Here is a 25351-nt window from a genome sequence, read left to right as displayed (position 1 = left end):
CTTCGGGCGCGGATCACTGCCAGGGGAGAGAGCACACGATGGGTCACAGCACCACCGCCACGGGATCGCCGGCCTCGGCCGACGCGCCCGCCACCGGCGTGGCGCCGCGTACCGCGGGCCACTCCAAGAAGGCGCGCCAGACGCTCAAGGGCGCGCCGGCCGCGGGCTCCCGGGCGTCGGGATCCGGCCATGCCGAGCGGGTCTTCCTCGTGCAGACCGCCTTTGCCGAGCTGGGCGGATCCGCCCATGGTCCTGGTGAGATCGCCGAGTTCACCGGCCTGGACGACTCCGTCGTCTACCGCATCCTGCAGTCCGGTATCTACCAGCGCATCTTCGAGCGGGTGGACCGCGGTCTCTACCGGCTGCGGACCTCGGCCGCGCAGCTCGCCTTCACCGCCCTCGACCACCGGCTCGACGGCGGGATCTCGCAGACGGTGCTCAGCGAACTGCGGGAGGCCACCGACAGCGGGCTGGCGTTCCTCTACATGGTGGCGCCGTTCTCCGGCGCCCAACGGCAGTGCGTCGACATGGCGGTCGGCGACTCCGACCTCGCGGAGCTGGGAATGACCCCGCGCGATGTGCTGTCCGTGACGCGTTCCCTGCGCACCGGCGCCTCCGGGCGGACGATCCTCGCCTACCTGCCGGAGGTGCTCCAGCAGCGGGTGCTGGCCGAGCCCGTACCCGACCAGGCGGGACCCGGTGTCTTCCGCGACAACGACGCGCTGGTGGAGTCCCTCGCGGAGGTGCGCGACCTCGGCTACGCGCTCGGGTACGAGGAGTGCATGGCGGGCTGGAACTCCTGCGCGGCGCCGATCATGTGGGACGGCTCCATCATGGGAGCGGTCCTGCTCCTCAAGCTCAAGTCCGTGATGCCGGTGGCCCCCGAAGGCGTCATCGAGGCGACGAAGGAGGCGGCGGCCGAACTCAGCCGCCACGGGGCGGCCCGGCCGGCCGCGGACCAGGCCTGACACGCGGCCCCCGGCCGGCCGCCCGCTCAGGAAGCCGGCCGGGGCGGCACCCGGGTAGCCGTGCAGAATGGCGGGGTGCGGCTCGAAGCGATCACCTGGGAACGGCTCACCGACGCGCTCGCCGAGCGCCTTGTCGCGATGCCGGCGAAGGACGGGAGCCCCTGGCTGCGGGTGGCTCTCGACGGGGCTCCCGCCGCCTCGCCCGGTGAACTGGCCGCCCGGCTCGCCGAGGCGCTGCGGCTGCGGGGCCGGGCGGTGCACAAGGCCGGCACCTTCGGCTTTCTGCGCCCCGCCTCGCTGCGGCTCGAATACGGCCGCGAGGACCCCGACGCCTACCACGACGAGTGGTTCGACCGGCAGGCGCTGTGGCGCGAGGTGTTCCAGCCGCTGGAGCCGGGCGGCACCGGAAGGGTGCTCCCGGACCTGTGGGACCCGGTGGCGGACCGGGCGACCCGCAGCGCGTACGTGCAGCTGCCGCCCGGCGGCGTCCTGCTGCTGCACGGTCCCCTGCTGCTCGGTCACTGGTTTCCCTTCGATCTCTCCGTCCACCTGAAGCTGTCGCCGGGCGCGCTCGCCCGCCGCACCCCGGAGGGCGAGCGCTGGACGCTGCCCGCCTTCGCGCGCTACGAGGCGGAGACCCGGCCCGAGGAGGCGGCGGATGTCGTCGTACGGGCCGACGACCCCCGCCGGCCGGCCTGGAGCGGACCGCTCTGAGCGCCCGGTCCGGCCGGAGTGTCCGTCCCGGCCCTGGCGTCCGTTGCCGCCCGAGCGCCCGGCCTCAGACGAGCTGGCGGATCTCGCCCCGGACGCGGTAGAAGCCGCCCGACGAAGCCGCCAGGTCATCGACGACATACCGCGCCCCGGCCCGGCGGATGTGGCGCGGGAACTGCACGTTCCAGGACGGCTCATAGCCGTCGGAGACGACATGGACCCGCAGCCGGCCGCCCTCCTGGACGCACTCCACCACGATCTCCGAAGCGGCGGCGGACGCCACCGTGCGCACCGTGGCCGACGGGGTGTACGTGGGCAGCGCGGCGGCCGACTTCACATCCCGGGCCACCGGGACCGTGCCCGACCGGGCGGCGGCGACGGCCGCGTCACTCGCGTCCACACACACCAGGGACCCGTCGGTGGTGACCATGTACAGCTTCTCGTCCAGATACTGCATCGACAGCGCCGATCCGCCGCCGGTGCCCAGCTTCCACAGACGGGTGCCGTCGGCGGCGAAGCAGTACACCGAGGAGGCGGAGTCACCGGCGAAGACATAGCGGCCGCCCGGAGCCGTGGCACAGGAGTAGACGACCGTGTCGCACTGGTAGGTGGCTTCCAGCGCGCCGCTGTCCTTCGTGAGCCGCTGCACGACCCGCCGGTCGGTACCGGCGTACACCGAGTGGTCCTCCTGCCAGCCGAACAGCACCGCGCCGTTGGTCGGGGTGTGCCACAACTCCCCGCTGCCGTCGGCACGGTAGGCGGTCACACCGCGGTGATGGCCGTGGTAGACGGCGTGCTCGTCCCGTCGCACCATCCAGGCGTGCCGGCCCGCGCTGCGCCGCGACCACTGGTACTCGTCCTCGTGGTCGATCACCGTCAGACCGCCGTCGCGGTCGGCGACGTTGAGGATGCCTTCGCGGATGTCCAGCCAGAAGATGTCGACATCGGGGGCGATGCCGTACGCGGCGAAGGGGAGCTTCGAGGAGAGGTCGTAGACCGTGCCGTCGTCGCAGCCCGCATAGATCCAGAAGTCGTCCGCCACCAGGCACTTGACGCCGTCGGGGAGCTGATAGCGCGCCAGCACCTCGCCGTCGTGGCCGAGGGTGTAGACGTCACCGTTCTGGTTTCCGACCCAGCAGCGGTCCTCCGCGATGTGGATCCCGAACGCCGCGGCGCCTGTACGGAAACGCCACAGCACCGGTGCGACCGCGCGCGCCGTCGACGGTGCGGAGGAGACCTGGCGGCGCGTCACCGGCCGGGCGGCGCGCTGCCCCCGGACCGCAGGCGCATAGCCCTTGCGGACCTTCTCGCCGATCTTCCTGGCCGCCGCTGCCTGCGCCTTCTCCCGCGTCGGGAACGTCGAGTTCTGCTGCTGGCCGTCGGCACCGATGCGGCCGTAGCGCACCGAGACGACCGTGTCCCGCACCGTCACCTCGTAGAATTTGTGGGCGCCGCCGCCCTCTTGCGACAGCTCCAGATACGTCGTGGCCTCGGACATGGCGCTCCCCTCCCCGGGCGGCCCCGACGGCCGTCCCCCGCTGCAAAAAACCGTACGGCCGACCACTGACAATCGACCGTGGAGACGCCGGGCGCGGACCGCTGACCGCCGCGTGTGCGACGGCGGTTAGCGTGGCCCTGTGAGCACTTCATTCCCTGCATCCGACGAACCCGCCGCGCTGCCCGGCAGCCAGGGGCCCACCGCCACCGTGGAGGCCCGGCCGCGCTCGGTCGGCACCGTGACCATGACCTATGCGCCCGACTACGACGGAGACCCGGACCCCGGCGAGATCGTGTGGACCTGGGTGCCCTTCGAGGAGAACGACGGCCGGGGCAAGGACCGCCCGGTGCTGGTCGTCGCCCGGGAGACGGGCGGCACGCTGCTGGCCGTGCAGCTGTCCAGCAAGCGGCACAACAACGACCGGGAGTGGGTCCCGATAGGGACCGGCCCGTGGGACCGCGCGGGGCGCGACTCATGGGTGGCCGTGGACCGGGTGCTGCGGGTGCACCCGGCCGGGATGCGGCGCGAGGCCTGCGCCCTGGACCGGGGCCGCTTCAACCTGGTCGGCAACCGGCTGCGCGAGCGCTACGGCTGGCGCTGAGGGGTCCGCTGCCGGGACGTCAGGCGGTCGCCAGGGCCAGCAGCTTGGTGACGGTGTTCCAGTTACGGGCGGTGGCCGTGACCCCGAGGGGGGCGCGGCTCACCGCGTCGGCGAGCTTGGAGCGGCCGATGCCGCCGGGGCACCACAGATACAGTTCGCGCCCGATCAGCCGGTACTGATCGGGCGCGAACGCGGCAGGGTCGAGCGCGTCCAGCCGGGAGGTGTCGGCCGGCACCGCCGACAGGAACGTGACATGGAGGCTCTTGGGCTCCGGCACGGCCTGCGGAAACGGATTCGCGGCGACGGCGGCGGCCAGCTCGTCACCGGTCCGGACGAGGACCGGCACCGTCAGGCCGAGGTCCGCGGCGATCCGGTCATGGATCACCCGGGCCGTCTCCTGAGGCGGTGTACCGGGGTCGGCGAACACGATATTGCCGGTCTGCAGCAGGACCGAGACGTCCTCGAAGCCCAGCGACTCGGCCAGCTCCCGCTGCTTCGCCTTGGGGAAGGAGTTGTGGCCGCCGACGTTGATGCCGCGGAGCAGAGCGATCTGACGGGACATGACGCTGCCCTTCGTGGGAGGCGGCCCGGCGAGGCCGCAAGACGGTCGGGATCAGAAGAGCGGAGCGGGCAGCACACCTTCCAGGGCCAGCAGCAGACGCTTGGTCTCCAGGCCGCCGCCGAAGCCGCCGATCCCGCCGTCACTGGCCACGACACGGTGGCAGGGGACGACGACCGGCAGCGGATTGGACCCCATCGCCGCACCCACCGCACGGGCGGCGCCCGGCTCCCCGACCCGGTCGGCGAGGTCCTGATAGCCGACGACGCTGCCATAGGGGACACCGTCGGCCAGGGCATGCAGGACCCGGGCGTTGAAGCCGGAGGACAGCGACCAGTCCAGGGGGACGGTGAAGGCCCGCAGTTCCCCGGCGAAATAGGCGGTCAGCTCGGTGGCGGCCGTCGTCAGATGGGGTATCCCGGCGAGCGGCGGGCCGCCGAAGAGCTGCTCCAGACGGGTCAGCTCCCGGCGGGCCGTCCGCTCGTCGGCATGGAAGACGACCCGGACCAGGCCCTCCCGGCTCGCCGCGACCAGCAGCGGACCGATGGGGGTCGCCAGCCGCCTCCAGGCCCAGTCACGCCGCGCCGCTGTGTCCGGCGCCGCGGCCGGCGGTGTCGCCGGCCCGGAATCCTGCTCTGGATACGTCACCTGATCAGGGTAGGACGCACCACTGACAAAGCGACGGGGAACGGACCGGCGCCCCGCGCCTGCCGTCCCCCGTCGCCGCCGGACGCTCAGTCGTCGTCGTGGTCCTCCAGGGCGTCACGCACCACGTCGGGCTTGTTGGTGATGATGCCGTCGACGCCCAGGCCGGCGACCTTCACCGCGACCGCCGGGTCGTCGACGGTCCAGGTGTACAGGTCCAGCGCCCGGCCGTGCGGGCCCCGCAGACCGTGCACGGCGGCGACGTACTCCCGGGTGACCGCCGTGTGGACGGGGTTGATCTGGTCGCAGTACTTCGCGAACTTCGGGAGGTCGGCGACGGACGGATTGCCGAGGAAGCCCGTCTTGATGTCCGACCGGAGCATGTGCACGGTCTTGATGGCGTCGGCGTTGAAGCTCTGGACGATCAGGCGGTGCTTCACGTGCCCCTTGTCCAGCCAGCCCGCGCGGCGCAGCTCCGTGAGGGTCTGCAGCTCGATGCCGGGGTAGAGCTCCGGCGACTTGAGCTCCATCAGCAGGCTCTGGTCGTTGTGCTCGACCTCGTCCATGTAGTCCTCGAGGGTCGGCACCCGCTCCCCCCGGAACTTCGGTCCGAACCAGCTGCCCGCGTCCAGCTTCTCGATCTCCTTGAGCGTGAAGTCCGAGACGTTCCACGGGGAGCGGCCGGGGAAGACCTGCTCGACGTCGGTCGTCCGGGCGAGCGAGTTGTCATGGAGGATGACCAGCTCGCCGTCCTTCGTGCGCTGTACGTCGTTCTCGACCCACTCGATTCCGAGCCGGTCGGCCGCGTCGATCGCGGCGAGGGTGTTCTCGGGCGCGTAGGACGAGGCACCGCGGTGGGCGACCGTCAGCGGAGTGTGTCCGGCCGCCGCGGCCTGGGCGGAGGTCGGGGAGAGGACGAGCGTGGACAGACCCATGAGCCCACCGGCGACAACGGTGGCGACGGGGCGAATACGCATACGGGCTCCTCGTGACGTCGTGGACGTGAGCTGACGTGTAGTGACGTGAACCGGGTCGGACGGACAGAGGCTCGCAGCCGGGCCGTAGCGGGAGGCGGTCGTGTGGTGTCCGGGACCTGAACGGGACGTGGCCGGTGTTCCGTTCTGGAGCGTCGCGCAGTTGCAGGATGCCCGGATCAGCCGTGCTACAGACGTACGCTCCGCCGTCGTCCAACTTGCCGGAGCCACGGCATCCGCGCATCTTGGCCGATGATGCGTCACCCCTCGTGCTTCTGACCGGTTTTGACTGGACGTCTCGCGGGCTGGCCCGGGGCGACTGGTTCCGGGTGCGGGCGGGCCGCACTCAGGCAAACGGGCTCCGGCCGGGAGCGGGGGAGCTTCCCGGCACGCGGGGGTCACGTCCTGCGCGGCGTCCCGCGTCCGTCCCCGGCCCCGCGTCCGTCCCCGGCCCCGCGTCCGCCCTCGGCCCCGTGTTCGCACCGGCCCCGCGGCGCTCCGTACCCGCCGGGCGCCGCGACCTCACCGTCCCGCGCGCGCCGCCGTACCGCCGCCCGCCCCACCGCACCGCCGTGCCCGCCGGCCCGTGCCCCGTCGGGCCTCGCGACCTCCGCCGTCCCGCGCCCGCGGCGCCCGCCGCCCGCCGTGTGCGCCGCGGGCCACCGGTCGCTCCCACGGCAAAACCGCAGGTCGGAGCATTGGCCACGTCGGTTGTCAGTGCTGGGTCGTACGGTGGATCCCATGCGGCCCGTATCGAAGATCGAACGCACGGTGGCGCCTTTCGAGGTCGTCAGCCCCTACCAGCCCAATGGCGACCAGCCGGCGGCCATCGCCGAGCTGGACCGGCGTATCCGCGGGGGTGAAAAGGATGTCGTCCTGCTGGGCGCGACCGGCACCGGCAAGTCGGCGACCACCGCGTGGATGATCGAGAAGCTGCAGCGCCCGACGCTTGTGATGGCGCCCAACAAGACGCTTGCGGCCCAGCTCGCCAACGAATTCCGCGAGCTGCTGCCGAACAACGCCGTCGAGTACTTCGTCTCCTATTACGACTACTACCAGCCCGAGGCGTACGTCCCGCAGTCCGATACGTACATCGAGAAGGACTCCTCCATCAACGAGGAGGTCGAACGGCTGCGCCACTCCGCGACGAATTCCCTGCTCACGCGGCGTGATGTCGTCGTGGTCGCCTCGGTGTCCTGCATCTACGGCCTGGGCACCCCGCAGGAGTACGTCGACCGGATGGTGCCGCTGAAGGTCGGCGACGAAATCGACCGCGACCAGCTGCTGCGCCGCTTCGTCGACATCCAGTACACCCGCAACGACGTGGCCTTCACCCGCGGCACCTTCCGGGTGCGCGGCGACACCATCGAGATCTTCCCGGTCTATGAAGAGCTGGCCGTGCGGATCGAGATGTTCGGCGACGAGATCGAGGCGCTGTCCACCCTGCACCCGCTCACCGGCGAGGTGATCAGCGACGACCGGGAGCTGTACATCTTCCCGGCCAGCCACTACATCGCGGGCCCCGAGCGCATGGAGCGTGCCATCGCGGGGATCGAGGCCGAGCTGGCGGACAGCCTCGCCACGATGGAGAAGCAGGGCAAGCATCTGGAGGCCCAGCGGCTGCGGATGCGCACCACGTACGACATCGAGATGATGCGTCAGATCGGCTCCTGCTCGGGCATCGAGAACTATTCGATGCACATGGACGGCCGTGAGCCCGGCTCCGCGCCCAACACCCTCATCGACTACTTCCCGGACGACTTCCTCCTGGTCATCGACGAGTCGCATGTCACCGTCCCGCAGATCGGCGCCATGTACGAGGGCGACGCCTCGCGTAAGCGGACCCTGGTCGAGCACGGCTTCCGGCTGCCGTCCGCCATGGACAACCGCCCGCTGAAGTGGGAAGAGTTCCTGGAGCGCATCGGCCAGACCGTCTATCTGTCCGCGACCCCCGGGAAGTACGAGCTCGCGCGCGGCGACGGTTTCGTCGAGCAGATCATCCGTCCGACCGGGCTGGTCGACCCGGAGGTGGTGGTCAAGCCCACCGACGGGCAGATCGACGACCTGGTGCACGAGATCCGGCAGCGGACGGAGAAGAACGAACGCATCCTGGTCACCACCCTCACCAAGAAGATGGCCGAGGACCTCACGGACTACTTCCTCGAGCTCGGCATCCAGGTCCGCTATCTGCACAGCGACGTGGACACCCTGCGCCGGGTGGAGCTGCTGCGGGAGCTGCGATCGGGTGAGTACGACGTCCTGGTCGGCATCAACCTGCTGCGGGAGGGCCTCGACCTCCCCGAGGTCTCCCTGGTGGCCATTCTGGACGCCGACAAGGAGGGCTTCCTGCGCTCCGGTTCGGCGCTCATCCAGACCATCGGACGTGCGGCGCGCAATGTCTCCGGACAGGTGCACATGTACGCCGACAAGGTCACCCCGGCGATGGAGAAGGCCATCGACGAGACCAACCGCCGCCGGGAGAAGCAGCTGGCGTACAACAAGGAGAACGGCATCGACCCGCAGCCGCTCCGCAAGAAGATCGGCGACATCGTCGCCACCATCGCCCGCGAGGAGATCGACACCCAGGAGCTGCTGGGCACGGGCTTCCGCAAGGGGGCCGAGGCCAAGGATGCCAAGGGCAAGGCACCGGTCCCGGCGCTCGGTGCCAAGGGCGCGAAGGGCAAGGGCGCCAAGGCGGGCGCGGAGCTGACGGACCGTCCCGCCGCCGAACTGGCCGAGATCATCGAGGAGATGACGGAGCGGATGCGTGCCGCAGCCGCGGAGCTGCAGTTCGAGGTCGCCGCCCGGCTGCGCGACGAGGTGGGTGAACTGAAGAAGGAGCTGCGGCAAATGAGGGAGGCGGGGGTGAAGTAAGGGGGACCGGCGGGAGCCGAGGGACAGTCCGGGGGCCGTGCGCCGTCCGGGCCTGCCCGTACCGGTCCGCTGCGGGCATTGCCGCACGTGAGCGCGTTCTGCCCAGCGGCCCGGTGTGTTGCAGAAGCGCCACAAAACGCGGGCCTTGTGCGTCCCCGGCCCGCCACCGTGCGTAGGGTCGAAGGGCCGCCGGAAAGCTGGGCGGGGACAGTACGAGAGAGGGGACGGCGCGTGTCGGTCAATTTGTCCAAGGGGCAGGGCATCAGCCTGCAGAAGTCCGACGGAGGAGCCCTGACCGCGGTGCGGATGGGGCTGGGGTGGCGCTCGGCGCCGCGCCGTGGCCTCTTCGGGAGGCGGACCAGCGAGATCGACCTCGACGCCTCGGCGGTGCTGTTCGCCGACAAGAAGCCGATAGACGTCGTCTTCTTCCAGCACCTGGTCAGCGATGACGGCGCGGTCCGGCACACCGGCGACAACCTGGTCGGCGGTGCGGGCCAGGGCGGCGACGACGAGGCGATCCTGGTCGACCTGGCGCGGGTGCCGGTGCACATCGACCAGATCGTGTTCACCGTCAACTCCTTCACCGGCCAGACCTTCGCCGAGGTGCAGGACGCCTTCTGCCGTCTGGTGGACGAGACCACCGGCCAGGAACTGGCCCGCTACACCCTCACGGGCGGCGGCAACTACACCGCACAGGTCATGTCCAAGGTGCACCGGGTGGGCAACGGCTGGCAGATGACCGCCATCGGGGAGCCCTCCGTCGGCCGCACCTTCCAGGACCTCGTGCCGGCGATCGTGCCGCACCTGTAGCCACCACCGTCCGGCAGCGCGCACCGGGCCGCGCCGCCGCCGTTCCGGGCCCGCGCCCGGCGTCCGGCCCGGGGAACGCCACCACTACCAGGGGGAACAACGATGACGGCCGAGCTGGTCCGGGGGCAGAACCATCCACTGGACCGGACGCGGGTGGAGATCCGGGTGGCGGCGGGCGGTCCCGTCGTCGCCGGCGTCACCCTCGGCGACGAGCAGGGCAGGCTCTCCGGCGTCGAGGCGGTGGCCCATCCGGGCGCGCCCCGCCGTACCGGCATCGAGGTTCCCCGCCAGGCGGCCGCCGAGCACCGCATCGCGGTGGATCTCGACGCGCTGTCCGCCGCCGTCCACCGGGTGAGCGTGCTGCTGGCGCTGCCCACCGGGATCGGTGGGCTGACCGCCTTCGGTGCGGCCGCCGCGCCGTCCGTCACGGTCACCGGCCTCGACGGCACCGGCATCGCCCGCTACACGATCACCGGCCTGGGCGCCGAGTCCGCCGTCGTCGCCGTGGAGCTCTACCGCAGACAGGGCACCTGGAAGGTGCGGGCCGTGGGCCAGGGCTACGCCGACGGCCTCCCGGCGATGCTGCGTGACCAGGGGCTGCCCCAGGCGGCGGAGCTGGCCGCGGAGATCGAGGAAGCGGTCGGCCGGGGACAGGCCCGGGCGGTCCCGGCGCCCGCACCCCTGGCGGCCGGCCGGTCCGAACGGCCCGGCGCCGGTCCGGCCGCCCCGCCCGCCCAGGACCGGCCGTCCCCCGCGCCCGCCACAGCAGCTGACGGACCGGCACCTTCCGGAACCGGAACCGGAACCGGAACCGGAGCAGGAGCCGGGAGCGCGGCCGGACCCGGGCCCGGCTCCGGATCCGGAGCGGGGGCGAAGGCCGCCGCCGGCGCCAAGGCCGGAGACCTGCCGCCCGCCCCGGCGGACGGCGGCCCCATCGACTACCGGCACCCCCGACGACGCAGCACCCCCGCACCGGCCGCCCCCGCCCCGTCTGCCACGCGGCCGGCCGGCACGCCTCCTTCGGCCGCGGGTCCCACCGCACCGGACGGCTCCCCGCTGCCGGTGGCCGGTGACGCCGCCGGCTGGAGCATGGACGAGCGGCTCTACAACCAGGTCTGGGGCATGTTCGAGGACCTGGCGCGTTCGGTCGCCGCCTACCGCAGCGCCGCCGACTTCGCCGAGTCCCGCCTGGAGCAGGAGCTCGACCGGGCCCTTGCCGACCCGCGCCACCGCCTCGGCACGGCGGGCGAGGACGCGCGCGTCACCGCCCGCGACAAGCACGCCACCCTCGTCACCCAGGCCCGCGCCGCCCTCGACCGTGACCTCGCGCAGCTCATGGCCGAGTCGGAGGTCGTGGAGCCCGCGCTGCCGCCCGCCTTCGCCCGCTGGGACAACCCCGTATGGCAGGGCTACCACGTCCCGGCGGAGCGTCCGATGGCGCTGCGCCTGGGCGATCTGCACCTCCCGGAGGTCCTGGACCTCCGCATCCCCATGCTGGTCCGTCTCCCTCTGGAGCGCGGCCTGTGGATCGACAGCGGGCCCGATTCCTACGCCCACGGCGGCCCCGGTCCCGAGCGCGACATCGGCCGGCGGGAGCTGCCCGGCGCACTCACGGACGGGCCGCCCGACGAGTCCGAGCTGCGCCGCCTGGCCATGGAGTCGGCCGTCGCGATCGCCGCCCGGCTGCTCGCCATCCACCCCGCCGGCGACTTCGCGGTGCAGGTCATCGACCCGGCCGGGGCCGCCGCGCCGGCGCTGGCGCCGCTGGTGGAGAGCGGTGCGCTGCCCGCCTTCCCGCTGCCGGGCGCCCAGGGGGTGACCGCGGTCCTGGAGGAGCTGACGCGGCGGGTGGAGCTCGTCCAGATGGCCGTGCGCCATCGCGCCGCGGATGCCCTTCCGGCGGATCTCGACACCGCCGAGCAGCTGCTGATCGTGCATGACTTCCCGCACGGCTTCGACGACCGTGCCCTGACCCGGCTCCGCTATCTGGCCGACGAGGGGCCGGCGGTCGGAGTGCATCTGATGCTGGTCGCCGACCGCGCCCAGAGCCGGGAGTACGGCCCGGTCCTGGATCCGCTGTGGCGCTCCCTGCTGCGGATCACCCCCGTGCCCGATGCGCACCTCGCCGACCCCTGGGTCGGCCATGCCTGGACGTACGAGCCACCCCTCGCCCCGAAGGGCAGTCAGGTGGTGCGTCAGGTGCTGGGCCGGCTCGCGGAGGCCAGAAAAGCCTCCTGAGCAGGCACTTTACCTTTTTCTTTACTATTCATTGGGCTTCCTTTACGCTTCTTGGTGCGGAGGGGAGTATTCCCACTACGACGTACCCGTCATCACGGATTGAGAGTGTGACGAGATCCCGGGGCGTCGGTCCCGTTCCCTTCGGGCGGACGGGGCGGAAGAGACCTCCGGCAGCGACGACGCTGTAAGTGCCGTACGACTCTGCCGGAGGAGCAGTGGACGTTTCCCTGAACCTGTGGGTCCTGACCATCCTTGGTCTGTGCGCCCTGATCGCCGCCGATTTCTTCATCGGTGGCCGCAAACCCCACGAGGTCTCCCTCAAGGAGGCCGGAATCTGGACCGGTGTCTGGATCGCCCTCGCCGCGCTGTTCGGCGTCGGGCTGCTGCTGTTCGGTGGCACCGCACCGGCCGGTGAGTTCTTCGCCGGCTTCATCACCGAGAAGTCCCTGAGCGTCGACAACCTCTTCGTTTTCGTGCTGATCATGGCGAAGTTCGCGGTCCCGGCGATCTACCAGCAGCGGGTGCTGATGGTGGGTGTGCTGATCGCGCTGGTGCTGCGGGCCGGCTTCATCGGCGCGGGCGCCGCGATCATCGCCAACTTCTCCTGGGTCTTCTACATCTTCGGCGCGTTCCTCATCTGGACCGCGTGGAAGCTCATCAAGGAGGCACGGGCCGAGGAGGAGGACGAGGAGTTCGAGGAGAACCGCTTCCTGAAGATGGTCGAGAAGCGCTTCCCGTCGACCGACCAGTACCACGGCACCAAGCTGTTCATCGTCGAGAACGGCAAGCGGCTGATGACGCCGATGCTGATCGTCATGCTGGCGATCGGCACCACCGACGTCCTCTTCGCACTGGACTCCATCCCGGCGATCTTCGGCCTCACCCAGGACCCGTACATCGTCTTCACCGCCAACGCCTTCGCCCTGATGGGTCTGCGGCAGCTGTACTTCCTGATCGGCGGACTGCTCAAGAAGCTGGTCCACCTCTCGTACGGCCTGTCGGTCATCCTGGGCTTCATCGGCGTGAAGTTGGTGCTGCACGCCCTCCACGAGTCCGGGGTGCCGGTACCCGAGATCACCATTCCGGTCTCGCTGGGCGTCATCTGCGCCGTCCTGGTCGTCACCACCCTCACCAGCCTGCGCGCCTCGAAGAAGCAGGCCGCGGCCGAGGCCACGGCCAAGGAACGCATAGACGCCTGAGCCGGCGCCCAGGGCCCCGGAACGGCAACGACGGCGCCCGGTTCCCGCTCCTCCCGGAGCGGGGCCGGGCGCCGTCGCCGTGTACCGGGAAGCACCCGTCAGTACGTCACCGTGATCCGCCGCGCCACGCCGTCGACCCGGATCGTGCCGCCGTACGGGATCACCAGTTGCGGATCGGTGTGGCCGAGATCGACATCGAAGACCGCAACGGTGTCCGGGGCGTACGCAGCCAGCGCGCGCAGCACCGCCGCACGCTGCTCGCGTACGTAGGAGGCCTTCGCCTCGCCGGAGAGCGGACGGGACAGCGACCACGCCTTGGGACGGCCCATCAGCAGCGCGGGAAACCGCCGCAGCAGACCACGCTCGCCCATGCTGCGCAGCACGAAGTACACCTCGTCGGCCCCGGGCAGCTCCTCGGAGGTCTCCAGGAACAGCACACAGCCGTCGTACGCGGCCGGATCCTCCTGGATCTCACGGTCCGCCATCAGCATCCAGGACAGCACCTCGATGCTGCCGCCCCAGCTGGCGCCCTCAACCACCCGCTCCGGACCGTGCCACCACCAGCCCCCGCCGGGCCACAGCGCTGGCTCGGCGGCGAAGGTGTCCGGGTCGTCCCAGTCGCCGTTCTCGTCGCCGTAGCGCTCCGCCGGCCGCAGTTCATACGGGCCCGGGGTGAACAGCGCGGCGCGCAGCGCATCCGCGGTGAGCGGGTGCATCGCCCCGGGGCGGCCCAGTTCGCACATCACCGCGGCGCCGTGGAAGCCGACGATTCCGGTGTTCCAGAGATACGCCAGCAGATTGGTGTTGTCGCTGTAGCCGAAGAACGGCTTGGGGTGGTCGCGGAAGACCTCACGGTCCAGATGGGGCAGCACGGTGAGCTGGTCGTCGCCGCCGATACTGGCGAACACGGCGGTGATGTCCGGGTCCGCGAACGCCGCATGCAGATCGGCGGCCCGCTCCTGCGCACCGGCGCCCCACTTCCGCGTGGTCGGGTACTCGACCGGGATCAGCCCGAACTCCTTCTCCAGCCGGGCCAGACCGAGTTCATACGGAACCGGGAACCGCTGCGGCAGGCCCGAGGAGGGCGAGAGCACGGCCACGCGGTCACCCGGACGAGGCTTGGGCGGGTGACGGAGCACGGAGGCGGACGGCGACGAGATCGGCATGGCGTGAGGGTACGGGCGCTCCGGCGGACCGGCAGCCCATTTCCCGTCGCCCGGCCGAGGCGTACGGGCCCGCCGTGTCCGCCGTCCCGCGTCCTACCAGCCGCGCTCGCGCCACTGGGCGAGGTGCGGACGCTCCGCGCCGAGTGTGGTGTCGTTGCCGTGGCCCGGATAGACCCAGGTTTCGTCGGGGAGTTCGCCGAAGAGCTTGCCCTCCACGTCGTCGATGAGACGGGCGAAGTTCTCGGCGCTGCCGAAGGTGTTGCCCACGCCGCCGGGGAACAGGCAGTCCCCGGTGAACAGATGGGGCGCCCCGTGCGGGTCGTCGTAGACCAGCGCGATGCTGCCCGGGGTGTGCCCGACCAGGTGGCGCGCGGTCAGTTCGACACGGCCGACGGTGAGGGTGTCGCCGTCCTCGACCGGCACGTCCGTGGGGACGGGGATGCCCTCGGCGTCGTACCGCCCCGCGTAGGTCCGCGCGCCCGTCGCGTCGACGACCTCGCGCAGCGCGCCCCAGTGGTCACCGTGCCGGTGGGTGGTGACCACGGAGGCGATACCGCTGTCGCCGATCAGCGAGAGAAGGGTGTGCGGCTCGGCGGCCGCGTCGATCAGCAGCTGCTCATCGGTCGCCCGGCACCTCAGCACATAGGCGTTGTTGTTCATCGGACCGACCGCGACCTTGGAAATCATCAGGTCGGTCAGCTCGTGCACGTCGGCCGGTCCGCCGACCTTCACTGCTCCGCTGTAGCCCATGGGACCACTCTAGAGCGGCGGTACGGCAGGCAGGACGGAGCCGTGGCTGTCCAGTGTGCTGCCGTCGCCGCGCCCGGTGAGCCAGCCGACCAGCGCGGCCGCGGAGCCCGTCACCACCAGCGGCACGGCCCCGGCATCCGGCCCGGTCACCGTGCGGCCGGTGCGCCACCGGCGGCCGTCGTCGGCCCGCAGCTCCAGCGGAGGCACATCCGGGTGACCGGCGAACTTGATCGCGGTCAGAAAGTCCAGCTCACGGTCGATGAAGGCGGACGACAGCTGGTCGACGGTGTGGCCGACGCCGAGGTCGACATGGTGCAGTTCGAGCTCGGCCAGCCGGCGCAGCGGCAGCCGGTCGGCCCGCTCGACGACGCCGTTGCGCATCTCCACCTCGAAGGACCGGCGTGCCTCCGGCAGCGCCTCCATCGCCGCGTCGAACCGCGCTGCGCTCTCCCGGAGATCCTCCAGCTGGGCCGCCAGCGGACGGCCGGCCCCCTGCTCGATATCGCGCTCACGCGCCTCGGCACTGGCGTACATCGGTGTCCGCACGTCCGTACGCGCCCAGGTGAGGAGGTTGCCCAGCGCGTCCGCGTTGCGCGCCAGATGGGCGAGGACATGGCCGCGGGTCCAGTCGGGGAGCAGCGACGGCTCGCCGATCGCCGCGTCGTCGAGCTTGCTCACCGAGACCAGGAGCCGGTCGGTGGCCTCGCGGACGGCTGCCACATCGTGCGGGAAGTCAGGCGGGGTGAGGGTCATGGTCCGACGCTAGCGCCGTCGGGGCGGGTTCGGGAGTCGGCCGGCGCCGGTCGGGGCGTACGCGGGCGGGGCGGGTGGCGCGTATCAGCCGGCCGGCCCGGCCGGTCCGCGCCACCCGCGGTGGCGGTCAGGCCGCCTGGCTGTCCGGTGTGCCGAACCAGCTCCGGAGCGCTGCGTCCAGAGCCTCCCGGGTGTCCTGGGCGCCGGAGTCCGCCGCCCAGACGGTGCAGCCGTCCGGCCGCACCAGCAGACCGGCCAGGCCGGGCCGCCCGGGGCAGGCCGCGGTGCGTATCCGCACCCGGTCGCCGTACCCCGCGGCGCGCTCGCGCACCCCGGCGTCATCGGCGAGATCGAGCAACAGCCCGTTCCCGTCGTGGAGATGGCCGGCGAGCCGGGTGCCGTCGGAGAGCTCCAGGTCCGGTGCGCTGCGGCCGGTCAGCGGATGGTCGCCGGGCAGGTCGTAGCGCTGCGCGACACCGGAGATCTTCTTGGCGAAGAAGGTGGTGGCGGTGGTGGTTCCGGTCAGTTCCGAGATCACTTCGCGCAGCGCCCGGGCGTGCGACTCCGGCCGCATCAGGGCCACTTGGGCCCGGGACCACTCCAGCACCCACGCGCCCAGGGGGTGCCGCTCGGCCGTGTAGGTGTCGAGCAGCCCCTCGGGCGCCCAGCCGCGTACCGTGGCGGCCAGTTTCCAGCCGAGGTTCATCGCGTCCCCGATGCCGAGGTTCAGCCCCTGGCCGCCGAACGGCGAGTGCACATGGGCCGCGTCACCGGCCAGCAGTACCCGTCCGGAGCGGTAGTCGGGAACCTGGCGCGCATGGTCAGTGAACCGGGTCGCCGAAAGCACCTTGTGGATCTCGACGCCCGGCACCCCGGACACCTTGCGCAGGGACTCCTCCAACTCCTCGGCGGTGACGGGCGCTTCGCGGTCCGCGGGCGGCCCGTCGAATTCCACGGTGAGGATCCGGCCGGGCATCGGCCCGTGCACATACGTCCCGGTCTTGGTCCAGTTCCAGCCGGCCCCCAGTTCCTCGGTGCCGGTCATCTCCACCAGGGCCTGACGGCCGGTGATCTCGGGGTCCGTGCCGGGGAACGGGAAGCCGGCGAGCCTTCGGACCATACTGCGGCCGCCGTCGCAGCCGGCCAGCCAGCCGGTGCGCAGCGGCCCGTCGGAGGTGTGGACGCGTACGCCGTCGTCGTCGGCGTCGAAGCCGGTCAGGGTGACCCCGCGGCGCAGGTCGACGCCCAGTTCGGCGGCGCGAGCGCCGAGCAGCCGCTCCAGCGCCTCCTGCGGTACGAGGCCGACGTCGGCGGCGGGTCCGTGGCCGTCGAAGTCCGGGTCGGACTCGTCCAGCAGGTCGCCGCGCAGCATGATGCCCGCGAAATGCCCGGCGAACTTCGGCGGCTGCCGCACCGTGGAGGCGCCGGCGGCCTGCCGCTGCCGCAGGAACGAGCTGAACCTCTCGAAGGCCTCGCGCTGTGCCTCCGCCAGGGCGGGCAGCATCCCGCGCCGGTAAAAGGCCTCCGAACTGGGGGAGTTGATCGCCCCCGCCTTGATCGTCGTGTCCACTTCGGTGAGCCGCTCCAGGACGATCACCGAGACCTCTGCCAGTGCGAGTTCGCAGGCGAGCATCAGCCCCACCGGGCCGCCCCCCGCCACCACTACGTCTGCGTCATGCGTCATGGAGTAAGTGTAGTGACTAAAAATTTGTTGCGAATAAAAGGTGGCGTAAAATTCCGGGCATGGTGGACAAGGGGCGGCGCAGTGGTGAGGCGCCGGACGGTGAGCGGCCGGGGGGCCGGCAGCCGGAGACCGGTTTCGGGGTGGAGGAGGGGCGGCTGACGCTCCGCGAGCGCAAGAAGCTGCGCACCCGGCAGCGGATCTCCGGTGAGGCCACGCTGCTGTTCATCCGGCGCGGCTTCGACCACGTCACCGTCGCCGAGGTGGCCCGTGCCGCCGAGGTGTCGACGATGACGGTCTTCAACTACTTCCCGCGCAAGGAGGACCTCTTCCTCGACCGGATCCCCGAGGCCCGGGAGCTGATCGTCCGCGCCGTCCGGGAGCGCGGGGAGGACGAGCCGCCGCTCGCCGCGCTGCGCCGGCTCGTGCTCGGCCTGCTGGCGGAGCGGCATCCGCTGGGCGGGGTGGGGGAGGGGTTCGAGCACTTCTGGCGCACGGCGCTGGACTCACCGGCGCTGCGGGCGCGGGGGCGGGAGGCGGTCGAGGAGATGGAGGACACTCTCGCCGCGCTGCTCGCCGAGATCGCGGGAGGCGATACGGACCGGCCCGCTCATGACGCCCGGCTGGGTGCGGCGCTGATCGTCGCGGCGATCCGGGTGGCGTACGTCGAAGCCGCGACCCGGCAGCTCAAGGGTGACCCGGTGGACGAGGTGGCCGTTGAGCAGACGGAGGTGCTGCGGCGCACGTTCGAGGCGCTGGAGCGGGCGCTGCCCGGATTTGCCTGACGGGCGCGTTCCCGCAGCGTACGGGCGTGCGGCGGGGCGGGAAGATTGTGGGGCCGCCACACGTTCGGGTGAAGAGGGCTTGCGAGTCCGTTAAATCGAATGCGCGTGCTATAAGCTCGTGTGTGGCATCCCAAAGACAGTGCCGCGGCGGGCCCCATACCCTGGGGCGGGGCTCCGCTCCGCTCCGCCGCCTCTGCTCACCACCGAGCGGCGGACGCAGAGCCGCGGCCCCCGCCCCCTCCAAGAAAGGTGCCGACCGGCGTGGCCGACCGTCTCATCGTCCGTGGCGCTCGCGAGCACAACCTCAAGAACGTCTCGCTCGACCTCCCCCGCGACTCCCTCATCGTCTTCACGGGGCTCTCCGGGTCGGGCAAGTCCTCGCTCGCCTTCGACACGATCTTCGCCGAGGGGCAGCGGCGCTATGTCGAGTCGCTCTCCTCCTACGCCCGGCAGTTCCTCGGGCAGATGGACAAGCCCGATGTGGACTTCATCGAGGGCCTGTCCCCCGCGGTGTCGATCGACCAGAAGTCGACCTCGCGCAACCCGCGCTCGACGGTCGGCACGATCACTGAGGTCTACGACTACCTCCGTCTGCTCTTCGCCCGTATCGGCAAGCCGCACTGTCCCGAGTGCGGGCGGCCGATCGCCCGGCAGTCGCCGCAGGCCATCGTCGACAAGGTGCTGGAGCTGCCCGAGGGCAGCCGCTTCCAGGTGCTCTCCCCGCTGGTGCGCGAGCGCAAGGGCGAGTTCGTCGATCTCTTCTCCGACCTCCAGACCAAGGGCTACAGCCGTGCGCGGGTGGACGGGGAGACGATCCACCTCGCCGAGCCGCCCAAGCTGAAGAAGCAGGAGAAGCACACCATCGAGGTGGTCGTCGACCGCCTCACGGTCAAGGAGACCGCCAAGCGGCGGCTGACCGACTCCGTCGAGACCGCCCTCGGGCTCTCCGGAGGCATGGTCATCCTCGACTTCGTCGACCTGGACCCGGACGACCCGCAGCGCGAGCGGATGTACTCGGAGCATCTGTACTGCGCCTATGACGATCTCTCCTTCGAGGAGCTGGAGCCCCGCTCCTTCTCCTTCAACTCGCCCTTCGGCGCCTGCCCGGACTGCACCGGCATCGGTACGCGCATGGAGGTCGACCCCGAGCTGATCGTCCCCGACGAGGACCGCTCCCTCGACGAGGGCGCGATCCACCCCTGGTCGCACGGGCACACCAAGGAGTACTTCGGCCGCCTGGTCGGCGCGCTGGCGGACGCCCTTGGATTCCGGACGGACATCCCGTGGGCCGGGCTGCCGGCCCGCGCCAAGAAGGCCCTGCTGCAGGGCCACAAGACCCAGATCGAGGTGCGCTACCGCAATCGGTACGGCCGCCAGCGGGCCTACACCACCCCGTTCGAGGGCGCCGTGCCGTTCGTCAAGCGGCGGCACTCCGAGGCGGAGAGCGACACCAGCAGGGAGCGCTTCGAGGGCTATATGCGCGAGGTGCCCTGCCCGACCTGTGAGGGCACCCGGCTCAAGCCGATCGTGCTCGCCGTCACGGTCCAGCAGAGGTCGATCGCCGAGGTCGCGGCCATGTCGATCAGTGACTGCGCCGACTTCCTGCGGGACATGAAGCTCACCGCGCGCGAGAAGAAGATCGCCGAGCGGGTCCTCAAGGAGGTCAACGAACGGCTGAAGTTCCTGGTCGACGTCGGCCTGGACTACCTCTCGCTGAACCGCGCGGCCGGCACCCTCTCCGGCGGTGAGGCCCAGCGCATCCGCCTCGCCACCCAGATCGGCTCCGGCCTGGTGGGCGTGCTCTACGTCCTGGACGAACCGTCGATCGGTCTGCACCAGCGCGACAACCACCGGCTCATCGAGACCCTGGTGCGGCTGCGCGACATGGGCAACACCCTGATCGTCGTCGAACACGACGAGGACACCATCAAGGTCGCCGACTGGGTCGTGGACATCGGCCCGGGCGCCGGTGAGCACGGCGGCAGGGTCGTGCACAGCGGCCCGATGAAGCAGCTGCTGGCCAACAAGGAATCGATCACCGGTCAGTATCTGGCCGGCAAGAAGGCCATCGCGACACCGGACATCCGGCGGCCCGCCGACCCGGCGCGGCAGCTGACGGTGCACGGCGCGAAGGAGAACAACCTCCGCGACATCGACGTCTCCTTCCCGCTCGGGGTGTTCTCCGCCGTCACCGGAGTCTCCGGCTCCGGCAAGTCGACGCTGGTCAACGACATCCTCTACACCCACCTCGCGCGCGAGCTGAACGGCGCCAAGTCGGTGCCCGGCCGGCACACCCGGGTCGCCGGCGACGACCTGGTGGACAAGGTCGTGCATGTCGACCAGTCGCCGATCGGCCGTACCCCCCGCTCCAACCCGGCCACCTACACCGGCGTCTTCGACCATGTCCGCAAGCTCTTCGCGGAGACGATGGAGGCCAAGGTCCGCGGCTATCTGCCGGGACGCTTCTCCTTCAACGTCAAGGGCGGCCGCTGCGAGAACTGCTCCGGCGACGGCACCATCAAGATCGAGATGAACTTCCTGCCGGATGTGTATGTGCCGTGCGAGGTCTGCCACGGGGCGCGCTACAACCGGGAGACGCTGGAGGTCCACTACAAGGGCAAGTCCATCGCCGAGGTGTTGGACATGCCCATCGAGGAGGCCCTGAGCTTCTTCGAGGCGGTGCCGACCATCGCCCGGCATCTCAAGACGCTCCACGAGGTCGGCCTCGGCTATGTCCGGCTGGGGCAGTCCGCGCCGACGCTCTCCGGTGGTGAGGCGCAGCGCGTCAAGCTGGCCAGTGAGCTCCAGAAGCGCTCGACGGGCAGCACGGTCTATGTCCTCGACGAGCCGACCACCGGTCTGCACTTCGACGACATCAGCAAGCTGATCAATGTGCTGTCCGGCCTGGTCGACAAGGGCAACACAGTGATCGTCATCGAGCACAACCTCGATGTGATCAAGACGGCCGACTGGGTCATCGACATGGGCCCCGAGGGCGGCAACGGCGGCGGTCTGGTCGTCGCCGAAGGCACCCCGGAGGACATCGCGTCCATCCCGGCCAGCCACACCGGCAAGTTCCTGCGGGAGATCCTCGGAGACCGCGTCAGCGATGCCGCGCCGGTGAAGGCGTCCGCCAAGAAGCCGGTGGCCAAGAAGGCCGCGGCGAAGAAGACCGCAGCCAAGAAGACCACGGCGCGCACCCGCAGGGTCTCCTGACCCCAACGGGCCGTTCCCGCCGGGCCGTCACCGCTCTCCGCGCAACGGGGGGCGGTGGCGGCCCGTCGTGGTGACGGTGCGGCGGGCCTGACGGTACGCCGGCGGCGGTCGGCCCGTACGCCCCGCGCCGGAGCGCGCCGCCCGGCACCTGCCTCAGGATCACTCCGCGTCCCCGCGCCGCGCCCCGCTCCGGGCTACGCCGCCAGCTCCGCCGCGAACGGCGGCTCCGCGCCCGCCCGCGAGCAGGTGACGGCGGCCGCGCGGGCGGCGAAGCGCAGGATGTCCTGCCAGTCCTCGGCGCCGAGGGCGGCGACGGCGGTGCGCGAGAGGGCGTCGTGGGCGTCCAGACGGTGCAGCAGTGCGGCATTGACCGTGTCGCCGGCGCCGATGGTGTCGACGACGGTGACCGGTTCGCCGGGCACCGTCAGCGCGCCGCCGCCCGGCGTCAGCACCGTCAGACCGTCCCCGCCATGGGTGAGGACGATCGCCGCGGGCCCCGCGGCCAGCCACTCCTTCGCCGCCGAGAGCGCGCCTTCCCGGCCCCCGCCCACGGCACCGCCCGGCCCCTCGCCGGATCCCGCCAGCCACAGGGCGTCCTCCTCGGAGAGCTTCAGCAGCGCGACGTCGGGAAGCCAGGAGCAAAAGCGCGCCCGGTAGGCATCCGGGTCGGGGATCAGACCGGGCCGGATGTTGGGGTCGAGCGCCGTGAAGACCCCGCGCTGGGCCTCGCGGCGCAGCAGCGACTCATACGCACTCGCGCCCGGCTCCAGCACGAGCGAGCAGGTGCCGAGGGAGAGCGCCCGGGCCGCGGCGGGCAGCACCGGCGGCAGGGTGAAGAGCCGGTCGGCGGTGCCGTCGGCATAGAAGCCGTAGCCCGCCGACCCGTCCGGGCTGATGTCCGCCACGGCGAGGGTGGTCGGCTCACCGCCGCGCTGCACCAGAGTGGTGTCCACGCCACCGCCGCGCAGCCCGTCCAGCAGCGCCTCGCCGAAGGCGTCGGTCGAGATCCGGGAGCAGAACGCGGCGGGCGAGCCCAGCCGCCCCAGCGCGACCGCGGTGTTGTACGGGCCACCGCCGCGCCGCGGCAGCAACGCCGGCAACGGGCCGTCCGGGGCGGCGGAGGGGCTCCCGTCTTGGGCGGCCGGGAGGGGATTCTGCGGGCTGGGGACGAGGTCGATCAGTGCCTCGCCGGCGACGACGATCACGGGGTGCGGTTCCTTTCCTGGGCGGCCTGGGGTGCGGCCGGGCGCGTGGGCGGGGCGGGTTCGGCGCAGCCGCACGACGTGCGGTGCACAAAGGTGCAGGGGAGGCGGACGGTGCGCGGGGGCCGGTCCGGCTCCTCCAGGCGCTCCAGCAGCAGCCGGACCGCCGCCGCCCCGAGGTCCTTGCTGGGCTGGGCGATCGCGGTCAGCCGGGGCGTGAACAGCTCCGCCCACGAGAAGTCGTCGAAGCAGGCCAGCGCGGTATCGCGGGGCACCTCCCGGCCCAGTTCGCGCAGCGCCCGCAGCGCGCCGATGGTCATCGCGTTGTTCGCGGTGATGATCGCGGTGGGCGGTTCGGCCGCGGCGAGCAGCTGCCGGGTGGCGTCCTGGGCGCCCGCCGCCTCGGAATTTCCCCCGGCGAGGAGTGCGGGCACGAACGGCAGACCGCGGGCGCGCAGCCCCTCGCGGTAGCCCTCGACCCGCTCGGTGGTGGTGCTCAGCCCGGGGAGGCCGGCCACCAGACCGATCCGGGTGTGCCCCAAGCCGGCCAGATGCTCCACCAGTTGACGCATCGGGCCGGTGTTCTCGGCGCACACCTGGTCATGGCCGTCGCCGACCAGCCGGTCCAGGAAGACCGTCGGCACCTTGCGCCGGCCCAGGTACTCCACCATCTCCGCGGGCTCCGCGGACGGCGCGACGATCATGCCGTCCACCCGTCGTTCGTGCAGCAGCCGGACGACCTTGCACTCATGCCGCGGATCGTCGTGCGGATCGGCGATCAGCAGGCTGTAGCCGGCCTCCAAGGCGCCGGCCTCGACGCCCTGGAGGATCTCGGTGAAGTACGGATTGCTGATCGCGGAGACCGCGAGGCCGATGGAGCGGGTGCGGGAGGTGACCAGGGAGCGGGCCAGGGTGTTGTGGGTGTAGCCGAGCTCGTCCATGGCGCCGAGCACCGCGGCACGGGTGCTGGGGCGCACCGGCCGGGTCTCGTTCAGCACATGCGAGACCGTGGCGACCGAGACCCCCGCCCGCCGCGCCACATCCACCATCGTCGTCATCCGGCTCTTCCTCCCGCGTGTGCGGCACCCCGGTGGTGCCCCGGCCTTCCGGGGCTCATCCCGCGAAGGCGCGAAGGCCACCACACTACGAGCCTCCGACCCCAAACGTAAACGCTTGCGTAAGCGTTTACGCGCACGAGCCGACCAGGTGCCCGGCCCGGGCGGAAGCGGAACGATCTGTGCCGGTATCGTCAGGAGCCGCCGGCCTCTCCCCCCTCTGATCCCCCTCCGGCCCTGACCTCTGGAGCAGCCATGAGCCAGTCCCCCGACCGCCGAACCGTGCTGCGGGGAGCCGCGCTCGCCGGGGCCGCCGGCTTCGGGCTGGTGGCCTGCTCGGCGGGGGACTCGGGCGCGAACGCCTCAGCGGTGCCCGACGAGCCGGTCGAACTCGGGGCCGCCGCGGAGGTGCCGGTCGGCGGCGCCAAGCTCTACCGCGAGGACCGGCTCGTGGTGTCGCAGCCCGCCAAGGGCACGTACAAGTGCTTCAGCGCCAAGTGCACCCACGCCGGCTGCATCCTGGCCGACGTCGAGAAGAAGGAGGGCAGCTGCCCCTGCCACGGCAGCCGCTTCGACGTCACCACCGGCGAGGTCCTCCAGGGCCCGGCGTCCGAGCCGCTGCCCGAGGTCCCGGTCAAGGCCAAGGGCGGCAAGCTGATCGCGGGCTGAGGCGCCGGCCCGCCGGCACCGCGCGCACTCACCCCCAGTCCCAGGCGATGCCCAGTATCCCGGGCCGTACCCCCTGCTCCACGAGGTGCACGGCGCGGTGCCGGCCGCTGAGCGTCAGATCCTGCTGGCCGCTGCGCGGGGCGCCCGCGGAGGTCTGGGCGAAGCGGCGGCAGCGCACCGGCAGCGCCGCGTCGTCGAAGCGCACCTGAAGGACGTACTGTCCGCCGGCGAAGCTGAAGCCGCGCAGATACTCACTGCTCGGACCGCCGCTGCCGTCCTCGAAGACGTAACCGAAGACATGGGTGTCACCGGCCCGCAGCCGGGCGTCGAAGAGCAGCTCGGCGACCACCACCCCGGTCTCGGCGTGCCCGCGGACCCGGCCCAGCCGGCAGTTCTCCGCGGCCCGCACCCGCACCCGGTCCGTCTCGCAGCCCGACTCGCCCCGGTGAATGGCGACATAGCGGTCCACACCGTCCCGGTGGGCTCGGACCACCTGGAGCGATTCGCGGGTGAGGAGCTGACGACCGGGCCCGATGGCGACCCGCTCGTGATGGCCCACGGTGTGCAGTCCGCCGTCCGCGGGCGTCTCCAGCTCGGCGAACAGCTGCTGCAGCGCGGCGGCGGGCGCCACCAGGGAGCGGTATGTGCGGGCGGCCGGCCGCTCGGCGTCCGGGCGGGCGGCGCCCTCCGGCACCAGCAGCCGGTGCAGCGAGTGCGCGGGCAGTTCCAGGACCTCTTCCAGGGCGCGCACCGCGCGCAGCGACTCGGGGCGCTGCGGCCGCCGGGCGCCCTGCTGCCAGTAGCTCAGACTGGTCACACCGATGGTGATGCCACGCTGGGCGAGCTTGTGCTGGACGCGGGTGAGCGCGAGCCCGCGCTCGGTGAGCGCGGAGCGCAGCGCGAGATGGAACGGACCGGTCTGCAGCAGCTGTGCCAGCTCGGCCGACTGCGGAGTGTTCTGTGCCATTGCCTCATTCCTCCGGCGCGCGGGTGAACG

General features: G+C 71.6%; 21 protein-coding genes. 10 read left to right on the top strand and 11 right to left on the bottom strand.

Translation table 11 applies throughout. The annotated features are described in order from the left end of the window. Positions 1 to 38: 38 nt before the first annotated feature. Together NUT86_RS11250 and NUT86_RS11245 are read left to right on the top strand one after the other, a co-directional pair. Positions 39 to 968, top strand: a complete 930-nt coding sequence (locus tag NUT86_RS11250) for an IclR family transcriptional regulator domain-containing protein (protein ID WP_274734918.1) — start codon at positions 39 to 41, stop codon at positions 966 to 968. A gap of 75 nt (positions 969 to 1043) precedes the next feature. Further along, positions 1044 to 1682, top strand: a complete 639-nt coding sequence (locus NUT86_RS11245; protein ID WP_159490383.1) for a uridine kinase — start codon at positions 1044 to 1046, stop codon at positions 1680 to 1682. Between the two features lie 64 nt (positions 1683 to 1746). Here the strand turns inward: NUT86_RS11245 and NUT86_RS11240 are convergent, their stop codons facing one another. Next, complete coding sequence (locus NUT86_RS11240) at positions 1747 to 3177, bottom strand: WGR domain-containing protein (protein WP_159490381.1); 1431 nt, start codon at positions 3175 to 3177, stop codon at positions 1747 to 1749. A gap of 139 nt (positions 3178 to 3316) precedes the next feature. Between NUT86_RS11240 and NUT86_RS11235 the strand changes: the two genes are divergently transcribed. After that, entirely contained in the window at positions 3317 to 3778 is a 462-nt protein-coding gene (locus NUT86_RS11235) for a type II toxin-antitoxin system PemK/MazF family toxin (RefSeq protein ID WP_018091903.1), read from the top strand. Between the two features lie 19 nt (positions 3779 to 3797). On the opposite strand, the gene NUT86_RS11230 is transcribed toward NUT86_RS11235, so the two are convergent. From NUT86_RS11230 to NUT86_RS11220, 3 genes are all read right to left on the bottom strand, one after another. Beyond that, entirely contained in the window at positions 3798 to 4340 is a 543-nt protein-coding gene (locus tag NUT86_RS11230; RefSeq protein ID WP_093645288.1) for a DUF1697 domain-containing protein, read from the bottom strand. Positions 4341 to 4391: 51 nt separating this feature from the next. Beyond that, positions 4392 to 4985, bottom strand: a complete 594-nt coding sequence (locus NUT86_RS11225) for a methylated-DNA--[protein]-cysteine S-methyltransferase (protein ID WP_159490377.1) — start codon at positions 4983 to 4985, stop codon at positions 4392 to 4394. A gap of 86 nt (positions 4986 to 5071) precedes the next feature. After that, the gene (locus NUT86_RS11220) at positions 5072 to 5959 is read right to left on the bottom strand and encodes a glycerophosphodiester phosphodiesterase (protein WP_018091900.1); all 888 of its coding nucleotides are present in this window, start codon (positions 5957 to 5959) and stop codon (positions 5072 to 5074) included. Between the two features lie 738 nt (positions 5960 to 6697). Between NUT86_RS11220 and uvrB the strand changes: the two genes are divergently transcribed. The 4 genes from uvrB (at position 6698) to NUT86_RS11200 (ending at position 13077) form a co-directional block, all read left to right on the top strand. Next, complete coding sequence (gene uvrB / locus NUT86_RS11215; RefSeq protein ID WP_159490375.1) at positions 6698 to 8830, top strand: excinuclease ABC subunit UvrB; 2133 nt, start codon at positions 6698 to 6700, stop codon at positions 8828 to 8830. A gap of 231 nt (positions 8831 to 9061) precedes the next feature. Beyond that, complete coding sequence (locus NUT86_RS11210) at positions 9062 to 9640, top strand: TerD family protein (RefSeq protein WP_018091898.1); 579 nt, start codon at positions 9062 to 9064, stop codon at positions 9638 to 9640. Between the two features lie 102 nt (positions 9641 to 9742). Then, complete coding sequence (locus NUT86_RS11205) at positions 9743 to 11878, top strand: TerD family protein (RefSeq protein WP_274734911.1); 2136 nt, start codon at positions 9743 to 9745, stop codon at positions 11876 to 11878. Positions 11879 to 12093: 215 nt separating this feature from the next. Then, positions 12094 to 13077, top strand: a complete 984-nt coding sequence (locus NUT86_RS11200) for a TerC family protein (protein ID WP_018091896.1) — start codon at positions 12094 to 12096, stop codon at positions 13075 to 13077. 98 nt (positions 13078 to 13175) lie between these two features. On the opposite strand, the gene NUT86_RS11195 is transcribed toward NUT86_RS11200, so the two are convergent. The 4 genes from NUT86_RS11195 to NUT86_RS11180 form a co-directional block, all read right to left on the bottom strand. Next, a complete protein-coding gene (locus NUT86_RS11195; RefSeq protein ID WP_159490371.1) occupies positions 13176 to 14243 on the bottom strand; it encodes a S66 family peptidase in 1068 nt (355 codons plus the stop codon). A 93-nt stretch (positions 14244 to 14336) separates the two neighbouring features. Then, positions 14337 to 14993: an MBL fold metallo-hydrolase gene (locus tag NUT86_RS11190; protein WP_093645277.1), complete on the bottom strand. Its 657-nt coding sequence runs from the start codon at positions 14991 to 14993 to the stop codon at positions 14337 to 14339. Between the two features lie 9 nt (positions 14994 to 15002). Continuing rightward, complete coding sequence (locus tag NUT86_RS11185; protein WP_018091893.1) at positions 15003 to 15746, bottom strand: maleylpyruvate isomerase family mycothiol-dependent enzyme; 744 nt, start codon at positions 15744 to 15746, stop codon at positions 15003 to 15005. 127 nt (positions 15747 to 15873) lie between these two features. Then, positions 15874 to 17430 carry an FAD-dependent monooxygenase gene (locus NUT86_RS11180; RefSeq protein ID WP_274734908.1) on the bottom strand — a complete coding sequence of 519 codons (1557 nt, stop codon included), beginning with the start codon at positions 17428 to 17430 and terminating at the stop codon, positions 15874 to 15876. Between the two features lie 59 nt (positions 17431 to 17489). Here NUT86_RS11180 and NUT86_RS11175 point away from each other — a divergent pair, with 59 nt between their 5' ends. Both NUT86_RS11175 and uvrA read left to right on the top strand, forming a co-directional pair. Then, the gene (locus tag NUT86_RS11175) at positions 17490 to 18212 is read left to right on the top strand and encodes a TetR/AcrR family transcriptional regulator (protein WP_274734907.1); all 723 of its coding nucleotides are present in this window, start codon (positions 17490 to 17492) and stop codon (positions 18210 to 18212) included. A 261-nt stretch (positions 18213 to 18473) separates the two neighbouring features. Continuing rightward, positions 18474 to 21428 carry an excinuclease ABC subunit UvrA gene (gene uvrA, locus NUT86_RS11170; protein WP_159490365.1) on the top strand — a complete coding sequence of 985 codons (2955 nt, stop codon included), beginning with the start codon at positions 18474 to 18476 and terminating at the stop codon, positions 21426 to 21428. 194 nt (positions 21429 to 21622) lie between these two features. On the opposite strand, the gene NUT86_RS11165 is transcribed toward uvrA, so the two are convergent. Together NUT86_RS11165 and NUT86_RS11160 are read right to left on the bottom strand one after the other, a co-directional pair. Next, positions 21623 to 22633, bottom strand: a complete 1011-nt coding sequence (locus NUT86_RS11165; protein WP_266448839.1) for a carbohydrate kinase family protein — start codon at positions 22631 to 22633, stop codon at positions 21623 to 21625. Continuing rightward, positions 22630 to 23688: a LacI family DNA-binding transcriptional regulator gene (locus NUT86_RS11160; protein WP_266448836.1), complete on the bottom strand. Its 1059-nt coding sequence runs from the start codon at positions 23686 to 23688 to the stop codon at positions 22630 to 22632. Before NUT86_RS11160 ends, NUT86_RS11165 begins: the two co-directional genes overlap by 4 nt. Positions 23689 to 23940: 252 nt before the next feature. Between NUT86_RS11160 and NUT86_RS11155 the strand changes: the two genes are divergently transcribed. After that, positions 23941 to 24354, top strand: a complete 414-nt coding sequence (locus NUT86_RS11155; protein ID WP_266448833.1) for a Rieske (2Fe-2S) protein — start codon at positions 23941 to 23943, stop codon at positions 24352 to 24354. A 28-nt stretch (positions 24355 to 24382) separates the two neighbouring features. Here the strand turns inward: NUT86_RS11155 and NUT86_RS11150 are convergent, their stop codons facing one another. Next, the gene (locus tag NUT86_RS11150) at positions 24383 to 25321 is read right to left on the bottom strand and encodes a hypothetical protein (protein WP_018091886.1); all 939 of its coding nucleotides are present in this window, start codon (positions 25319 to 25321) and stop codon (positions 24383 to 24385) included. Between the last annotated feature and the right edge of the window lie 30 nt (positions 25322 to 25351).

The sequence above is a fragment of the Streptomyces sp. G7(2002) genome (assembly GCF_028870195.1).
GTDB classification, from domain to species: domain Bacteria; phylum Actinomycetota; class Actinomycetes; order Streptomycetales; family Streptomycetaceae; genus Streptomyces; species Streptomyces nigrescens.
This window is presented reverse-complemented; position numbering and strand designations above follow the sequence as displayed.

What these genes read in the sequence shown, in the direction of transcription:
- NUT86_RS11250 (WP_274734918.1), top strand. Translation starts at nt 39, where the DNA reads ATGGGTCACAGCACCACCGCCACGGGATCGCCGGCCTCGGCCGACGCG.
- NUT86_RS11240 (WP_159490381.1), bottom strand. Translation starts at nt 3,177, where the DNA reads ATGTCCGAGGCCACGACGTATCTGGAGCTGTCGCAAGAGGGCGGCGGC.
- NUT86_RS11230 (WP_093645288.1), bottom strand. Translation starts at nt 4,340, where the DNA reads ATGTCCCGTCAGATCGCTCTGCTCCGCGGCATCAACGTCGGCGGCCAC.
- NUT86_RS11220 (WP_018091900.1), bottom strand. Translation starts at nt 5,959, where the DNA reads ATGCGTATTCGCCCCGTCGCCACCGTTGTCGCCGGTGGGCTCATGGGT.
- uvrB (WP_159490375.1), top strand. Translation starts at nt 6,698, where the DNA reads ATGCGGCCCGTATCGAAGATCGAACGCACGGTGGCGCCTTTCGAGGTC.
- NUT86_RS11205 (WP_274734911.1), top strand. Translation starts at nt 9,743, where the DNA reads ATGACGGCCGAGCTGGTCCGGGGGCAGAACCATCCACTGGACCGGACG.
- NUT86_RS11195 (WP_159490371.1), bottom strand. Translation starts at nt 14,243, where the DNA reads ATGCCGATCTCGTCGCCGTCCGCCTCCGTGCTCCGTCACCCGCCCAAG.
- NUT86_RS11190 (WP_093645277.1), bottom strand. Translation starts at nt 14,993, where the DNA reads ATGGGCTACAGCGGAGCAGTGAAGGTCGGCGGACCGGCCGACGTGCAC.
- NUT86_RS11185 (WP_018091893.1), bottom strand. Translation starts at nt 15,746, where the DNA reads ATGACCCTCACCCCGCCTGACTTCCCGCACGATGTGGCAGCCGTCCGC.
- NUT86_RS11180 (WP_274734908.1), bottom strand. Translation starts at nt 17,430, where the DNA reads ATGACGCATGACGCAGACGTAGTGGTGGCGGGGGGCGGCCCGGTGGGG.
- NUT86_RS11175 (WP_274734907.1), top strand. Translation starts at nt 17,490, where the DNA reads ATGGTGGACAAGGGGCGGCGCAGTGGTGAGGCGCCGGACGGTGAGCGG.
- NUT86_RS11160 (WP_266448836.1), bottom strand. Translation starts at nt 23,688, where the DNA reads ATGACGACGATGGTGGATGTGGCGCGGCGGGCGGGGGTCTCGGTCGCC.
- NUT86_RS11155 (WP_266448833.1), top strand. Translation starts at nt 23,941, where the DNA reads ATGAGCCAGTCCCCCGACCGCCGAACCGTGCTGCGGGGAGCCGCGCTC.
- NUT86_RS11150 (WP_018091886.1), bottom strand. Translation starts at nt 25,321, where the DNA reads ATGGCACAGAACACTCCGCAGTCGGCCGAGCTGGCACAGCTGCTGCAG.